The organism is Pseudomonas sp. K5002 (genome assembly GCF_013386655.1).
GTDB lineage: Bacteria > Pseudomonadota > Gammaproteobacteria > Pseudomonadales > Pseudomonadaceae > Aquipseudomonas.
In genome coordinates this window covers 1-6,619 of the sequence record NZ_JACARK010000030.1, presented here as the reverse complement: position 1 = coordinate 6,619, position 6,619 = coordinate 1, and the positions used below count along the sequence as shown (strand labels likewise).

The window sequence follows — 6,619 nt, the reverse complement described above, 5'->3', positions numbered from 1 at the left end:
CCCGGCCGAACCGGTGGACCCGTCGCTGGTGGCCGCGCGAACGCCCGGCGAGCGCAACCCGGTGATCACCGCAATCAAGGTAGAGAACGACTCCAAGGTGGGCGACGAGGTGATCCGCTACTACATCCGCCAGAACCTCGGCGAGCCCCTGGACCTGGCCCGTCTGCAAACCGACATGGGCACTCTGTACGGCCTGGATTACTTCGAACAGGTGCAATACCGCGTGGTGAAAAAGGGCAAGGACAACACCCTGGTCATCAGCGCCCGGGGCAAACGCAGCGGCACCGACTACCTGCGCCTGGGCCTGAACCTGTCGGATGACATGCGCGGCGACAGCGCCTTCAACCTCGGCGCCAGCTACCGCATGAACGGCATCAACCGCCTCGGCGCCGAATGGCTGACGCGGGTGCAGATCGGGGACAAGCAGGAGCTGTACAGCGAGTTCTATCAGCCGATGGACACCGGTTCACGCTACTTCGTCGCGCCCTATATCAGTGCCCAGGCGCAGAACGTCGAACTGATTGAAGACAATAACCCGATCTCGGAATACCGCCTGGAACGCTACGGCTTCGGCCTGAACGTGGGCCGGCAGATCGGCAACAGCGGCGAGATTCGTTTCGGCGTCGGCGAGGCCTGGGGCAAGGCGGATGTGCGCATTGGCGACCGGAATTCACCGAGCATCAACTTCAGCGAGGGTTTCTATGAGCTGAAGTACTCCTTCGACTCGTTCGACAACGTGTACTTCCCCCATACCGGCGAAGACATTGGCCTGGCCTTCCGGGAGTTCGAACCGGGGCTGGGTTCGGACCAGCGCTATCGCCAGTGGGAGTTCAAGCTGGACAAAGCCATGAGCAGCGGGCCGGACACGCTGATCCTCGGCGGGCGCTATGGGCGCACCCTGGATAAGTCGGACGTGGTGATTTCCAGCTTCCTGCTGGGGGGCGCGCGGCAGCTGTCGGGCTTCCGGGAGGATGCGATTGCCGGGCAGAACATCAGCCTGATGCGCGCGGTCTACTATCGCCGGCTGACGCCGCGGTCTTATTTGCCGCTGGATTTCCCGTTGTACCTGGGCGCATCACTGGAGCGAGGGCGGGCTTGGAACAACGACAATGAATACGACAGCGGGTACATCAACGCCGCCAGTATTTTCCTGGGGTTTGATACGCCGCTGGGGCCGTTGAATTTCAGTTATGGGTTTAACGATGACAGTCAGCAGGCGGTGTACCTGAACCTGGGGCAAACCTTCTAACTACGCCGCAAAACCCATGTGGGAGCGGGCTTGCTCGCGAAGGCGGTGTGTCAGTCAGCACATGTATTCACTGACACTCCGCCTTCGCGAGCAAGCCCGCTCCCACATTTTTGATCTTCTGTGTACCTGGGGTCAGGACTTCTCGAGATTTCCGAGGATGTGTTCATGCACCCGCATGCACACCCGCAGATCCTCTTCATCGACACCCACAAACAGCTCATGGCGCAAGGCCGTGGCGATGGTCTCGATCTGCTCGATCAGCGGCTTCGCGGTGTCGCACAGCACAATGCGCTTGGCGCGGCGGTCTTCCACCACGGCCTGGCGTTGCACCAGGCCCTGGCTTTCCAAGCTGTCGAGCAAACGGGCCAAGGTGGGCCCCTCTACCCCGACGCTCTGCGCCAGCTCACGCTGGGTAGGCGGTTCGGTAAAACGGGCCAGGTGCAGCAGCACCAGCCAGCGTGCCTGGGACAGTCCCAAACCTGCCAAGCGGCGATCCAGCTCGGCACGCCATCCTCGGGACATATGCGCCAACTGCATGCCAAAACGGTGTTGATCGGTTAACGGCATAAAAAACTCATGGATTAGACTGAAAATAAAGTGTGGCTAATTATTAGTCAGCTAAGCATGACCCATGCCAGTAGGCAAGACCCGGTATGTACTGATTCGTTACATTGTCGTAATTGGCACATCAAATCTCGAATTCCGACTGCAAAGCGGCCCTTACGCAGTACAAAACGCCCTCGGGAACGCGGCCGGTAAACAGCGGCGCAATCTCGGAAACGGGTGGCAATTCGCCTTCTCCATCCAGGAATGCATCCTGGATTTCACCGAGCAAATCTTCCGGCAGATCAAGGGCCTGCTCCAACGACAACTGCTGCTTGCCAATGGACTCGGCGAGCAAGGTGTAGACGTTCTTTTCCGAGCACTGCAGCTGCCCGGCAATCTGGATCGGGGTCATGCCGGCACGGGCGAGGCTGATCAACTCGTGGCGGATGTCGGCGACCTCTTTCGGCGCCTCGACCTGGCCGCCGAGCACTTCGAGGAAGGCCTGGCCATAACGCTCCAGCTTGCGCGCACCGACGCCGCTGACCCTGGCCATCTCGCCGAGGGTAGTGGGATGGTCGCGGAGCATTTCCAGCAAGGTGGAGTCCGGGAAGATGACGTAAGGCGGCACGCTGTGTTCCTGCGCCAACTTCTTACGCAGCGCGCGCAGGGCTTCCCACTGTTCGCGCTCTTCGAAACGCACCAGTTGGCTGGCCTGGCTGGTGCTGCTCTTGGCGGTGGTTTGCGGCTTGAGGTCGCGGCGCAGCTCCAGGCTGACTTCGCCCTTGAGCAGCGGCCGGCAACTGTCGTTCAGGCGCAGGCCGCCGTAGCCTTCCAGGTCGATGTCCACCAGGCCACGGGCGACCATCTGCCGGAACAGCGAGCGCCACTCGCCTTCGGCGCGAGCCTTGCCCACACCGTAGACCGAGAGTTTTTCGTGGCCGAAGCTGCGAATCTTTTCATTGTCCTTGCCCAGCAACACGTCCACCAGGTGGCCGACGCCATAGCGCTGACCGGTGCGGTAGATCGCCGACAACGCCTGGCGCGCCGGCTCGGTGGCGTCCCAAGTCTGCACGCCGTCCACGCAGTTGTCGCAGTGGCCGCAGGGCTTGGGCATGTCTTCGTCGAAGTAGGCGAGCAAGGTCTGGCGACGGCAGCGGGTTTCTTCACACAGCGACAGCATCGCGTCGAGCTTGTGCTGCTCCAGGCGCTTGTGGCGCTCGTCGCCTTCGGAGTTCTGCAGCATCTGCTTGAGCATCACCACGTCTTGCAGGCCGTAGACCATCCAGGCATCCGCCGGCAGGCCGTCACGGCCGGCACGCCCGGTTTCCTGGTAGTACGCCTCGAGGGATTTGGGCAAATCCATGTGGGCCACGAAGCGCACGTTGGATTTGTCGATGCCCATGCCGAACGCGATGGTGGCGACCATGATCAGGCCTTCCTCGTTGAGAAAGCGCTTCTGGTGGTAGGCCCGCAGTTCGTTGGGCAAACCCGCGTGATACGGCAGTGCCGGGTAGCCTTGTTCACTGAGGAATGCGGCGACCTCATCGACCTTCTTGCGCGACAGGCAATAGACGATGCCGGCGTCGCTGCGCCGATCGGAGAGGAACGCCAGCAACTGCTTGCGCGGCTGTTCCTTGGGCACAATGCGGTAAAAGATATTCGGCCGGTCGAAGCTCGAGAGGAAGCGCTCGGCGTTCTGCAGGTGCAGGCGCTCGACGATTTCTTCGCGGGTCCGTTTGTCGGCGGTGGCGGTCAGGGCGATGCGCGGGACGTTGGGGAACAGTTCCGCCAGTTGGCCCAGCTGCAGGTATTCACGACGGAAATCGTGGCCCCATTGGGACACACAGTGGGCTTCGTCGATGGCGAACAGGGCGATTTCCAGGCTCTGCAGGAACGCCAGCATCCGTGGCTGCACCAGGCGCTCGGGGGCGAGGTAAAGCATCTTCACTTCGCCGCGCTTGATCCGGGCGGCGAGGTCACGCTGCTGTTCGGCGCTGAGGGTGGAGTTCAGCGAAGCAGCCGCCACGCCGAGCTCTTCAAGGGTGGCCACCTGGTCGTCCATCAGGGCGATCAACGGCGACACCACCACCGCAAGCCCTTCCCGCAGGAGTGCCGGTACCTGGAAGCACAGCGACTTGCCGCCGCCGGTAGGCATCAGCACCAGGGCGTCACCGCCGTTGGCCACGCGCTCAATGATCGCACCCTGGCGGCCACGAAAACTGTCGTAGCCGAAGATGTCCTTGAGGACGCGTTGAGCCTGCTCGAGCATGAAAAACTCCAAATATCGCCGAAATCCCTCTGTACAGGCTGGTCGAAAAAGCACGCTTGAGCGGGAAATAATCCGTAAGCGAACTTTTCCCGCGACTGGCGCTTGGCCTGCAGGGGCATCACAAAACGCGGCAGTATACCCGAGCGTTACCCGGCAAAGGGTGCCGTTGGTGAATTGCCGCCGGGCTCAAATACCTCTCAAATCTGTGCTGCGGCTGGCCTGGCAGCTCAAGAAAGCCTAGAATTGCCCATCGTTTATTCCCAAGGTAGTCCGTCAATGTCCTTCGCTGAGCAACTAACCCGCCTGCAAGCCTTCCTCGATGCCGATGAGCTGCACGACGAGGCGCTGGACTACGTGGCCGCCCACGGCTATCTGACCGCGCTGTCGATCTGCTCCGATGTCGTTCCCGACCGTGAATGGATCGACGCGCTGTTCTCCGAAGAGCCTCACTACAGTGATGCCGCCCAGCGCGAAGAAATCGAATCGACCCTGCTGGCCCTCAAGGCTCACATTGGCCGCCAACTGGCTTCCGATGAAGAGTTCGAACTGCCTTGCGACCTGGACCTGGGCGAAGACCCGGACGACTCCGAACTGCGCGGCTGGTGCATCGGTTTCATGGAAGGCGTGTTCCTGCGTGAAGAGGCCTGGTTCGAAACGGCTGAAGAAGAAGTCAGCGAAATGCTGCTGCCGATCATGGTCGGTTCCGGCCTGTTCGACGAGCAACCTGAGTTCTCCGACATCGCCGCCGACGCCAACCTGATGGACGACATGATCGTTCAGATCCCGGAAGCGCTGACCGCCCTGTACCTGCTGTGCAACGCACCTGACGAAAAGCCGGCGATCCTCAAACCTCGCCACCACTAAGACCGTTGCCCGTGGCGCCCATGGGCAACCGTTCCGTGATCCTGCGTTACGTTCTGCTGGCCATCGGCTGGTTGAGCGTGGCGCTCGGGGTAATCGGCATCTTCCTGCCGGTGCTGCCCACTACCCCCTTCCTTCTGCTGGCTGCCGCCTGCTTTGCCCGTAGCTCCCCGCGCTTCTACCGCTGGCTGGTGGAACACCCGCGCCTGGGGCCGTGGATTCGTGACTATCTGGATGGCAACGGGATTCCGCTCAAGGGCAAGGTGTATGCCATTGGGTTGATGTGGGTGAGCATCGGGTTTTCCTGCTACCTGGTGCCGCTGATCTGGGCGCGAGGGTTCATGCTGACCAGTGCGGTGTTGGTGACGGTTTATATTTTGCGGCAGAAGACCTTGCCCAAGGCACCGCAGGACTAAATGTGGGAGCGGGCTTGCTCGCGAATACGGTGGATCAGTCAGCACATGTATCGGCTGACACACCGTATTCGCGAGCAAGCCCGCTCCCACATTTTTAATCCAGTCGCTTCAGAGGGATCAACGCATCGGCGGCAAGCCATACGCCGCCAAATCAAAGTCAGCCAACTTGCGAATAATCTGGTCAGCATGGTGATACTTGCTGTCCGCCATCGCCTCATCCGGCACCGCAATCGCGGTCATGTGCGCAGCCTTCGCCGCTGTCACGCCAAACGGCGAATCCTCAAACACCAGGCAATCCTCTGGTGCCACACCCAAGCGGCGCGCCGCCGTCAGGAAGATATCCGGCGCCGGCTTGGCCGCCCCGACCTCCGGGTCATCCGCCGTGACGATAGTGTCGAACAGCCCAAACCACTCACGGTGCAACGTGGTCTTGTGGCCAAACGAGTTGCGCGACGAACTGGTGCCCACGGCAATCGGAATGTTATGCGCCTTCAAGTGCCGCACCAGCGCCTCAGCACCCGGCATGCCCAAGGCCTTGGGGAAACGCTCGCTCATCAGCGGCTCGCGGATCACCAGGAATTCTGCGGGGGTAATCGGCAGGTCCAGCGCCTTGACCACGTAATCCGCCAGGTCCTGGGCGCCGCGACCAATGATGTGCTGCTTGATCCCCCAGTCATAGGTACGGCCATAGCGTTCGGCGATGATCTGTGTGACTTCGGTGTAGATGCCTTCTGTGTCCAGCAACAACCCGTCCATATCGAAAATGACAGCCTTGATCGGGACAGCGGTACGCGGTGCATTCATCACTACAGATCCGTGGGCAAAAGGACTAAAAGGATTCAGCACAATAACGGCCAGCGTTACCTGCAAGCAACCGTTACGGCCTTGTGCCGAATCCAGTCAGTGCTTCACTCGGGAAAATCCGCCCCCTCAGTTACCTCAGCCCACGCATCAAAATCCGCACTCAGCGCCTTCACCTTGGTCCGCGCAAAGGTCAACGCAGCCTTGCCCAGCAACAGGCGCAATGGCGGTTGCTCAGCCTCCACCGCCTTGACGATGGCAATCGCCGCGCGCACCGGATCACCCGGCTGCTTGCCGCTGTAGTTGCGAACCATATTGGCCCGTGCCACCGCCGTTTCCTTGTAGTCGGCAATCCCGTGAGCCGCCTCGTTGGCCGAACGCCCGGCCCAGTCGGTGCGGAACGGGCCCGGCTCGACCAGCAACACCTTGATCCCCAACGGCGCGACTTCCTGGGACAGCGCCTCGGAAAGGCCCTCC

The 6,619-nt window shown here is 61.3% G+C and carries 6 protein-coding genes and 1 pseudogene; 3 read left to right on the top strand and 4 right to left on the bottom strand.

What is annotated here, in order from left to right; all coding sequences use genetic code 11:
• Nucleotides 1–1,249: BamA/TamA family outer membrane protein (locus HX846_RS01590; protein WP_178964831.1), on the top strand; the 1,249-nt coding region annotated here is incomplete at its 5' end.
• Between the two features lie 132 nt (nt 1,250–1,381).
• Here the strand turns inward: HX846_RS01590 and HX846_RS01585 are convergent.
• Nucleotides 1,382–1,816 (bottom strand): MarR family transcriptional regulator, encoded by a 435-nt coding sequence (locus tag HX846_RS01585; RefSeq protein ID WP_004371158.1) that lies wholly within the window; start codon nt 1,814–1,816, stop codon nt 1,382–1,384.
• A gap of 121 nt (nt 1,817–1,937) precedes the next feature.
• Entirely contained in the window at nt 1,938–4,064 is a 2,127-nt protein-coding gene (gene recQ, locus HX846_RS01580) for a DNA helicase RecQ (RefSeq protein ID WP_004371161.1), read from the bottom strand.
• Nucleotides 4,065–4,340: 276 nt separating this feature from the next.
• On the opposite strand from recQ, the gene HX846_RS01575 reads away from it, so the two are divergent.
• Nucleotides 4,341–4,928: a YecA family protein gene (locus tag HX846_RS01575; RefSeq protein ID WP_004371163.1), complete on the top strand. Its 588-nt coding sequence runs from the start codon at nt 4,341–4,343 to the stop codon at nt 4,926–4,928.
• A gap of 20 nt (nt 4,929–4,948) precedes the next feature.
• The gene (locus tag HX846_RS01570) at nt 4,949–5,341 is read left to right on the top strand and encodes a YbaN family protein (protein ID WP_178964830.1); all 393 of its coding nucleotides are present in this window, start codon (nt 4,949–4,951) and stop codon (nt 5,339–5,341) included.
• 117 nt (nt 5,342–5,458) lie between these two features.
• Here HX846_RS01570 and HX846_RS01565 read toward each other — a convergent pair whose 3' ends face one another.
• Both HX846_RS01565 and HX846_RS01560 read right to left on the bottom strand, forming a co-directional pair.
• The gene (locus HX846_RS01565) at nt 5,459–6,145 is read right to left on the bottom strand and encodes an HAD-IA family hydrolase (RefSeq protein WP_004371166.1); all 687 of its coding nucleotides are present in this window, start codon (nt 6,143–6,145) and stop codon (nt 5,459–5,461) included.
• Nucleotides 6,146–6,249: 104 nt separating this feature from the next.
• Nucleotides 6,250–6,619 (bottom strand): annotated as a pseudogene (locus tag HX846_RS01560) (short-chain dehydrogenase/reductase); the annotation flags it as partial.

Coding starts and splice junctions, on each gene's coding strand:
- HX846_RS01585 (WP_004371158.1), bottom strand. CDS start 1,816: ATGCCGTTAACCGATCAACACCGTTTTGGCATGCAGTTGGCGCATATG.
- recQ (WP_004371161.1), bottom strand. CDS start 4,064: ATGCTCGAGCAGGCTCAACGCGTCCTCAAGGACATCTTCGGCTACGAC.
- HX846_RS01575 (WP_004371163.1), top strand. CDS start 4,341: ATGTCCTTCGCTGAGCAACTAACCCGCCTGCAAGCCTTCCTCGATGCC.
- HX846_RS01570 (WP_178964830.1), top strand. CDS start 4,949: ATGGGCAACCGTTCCGTGATCCTGCGTTACGTTCTGCTGGCCATCGGC.
- HX846_RS01565 (WP_004371166.1), bottom strand. CDS start 6,145: ATGAATGCACCGCGTACCGCTGTCCCGATCAAGGCTGTCATTTTCGAT.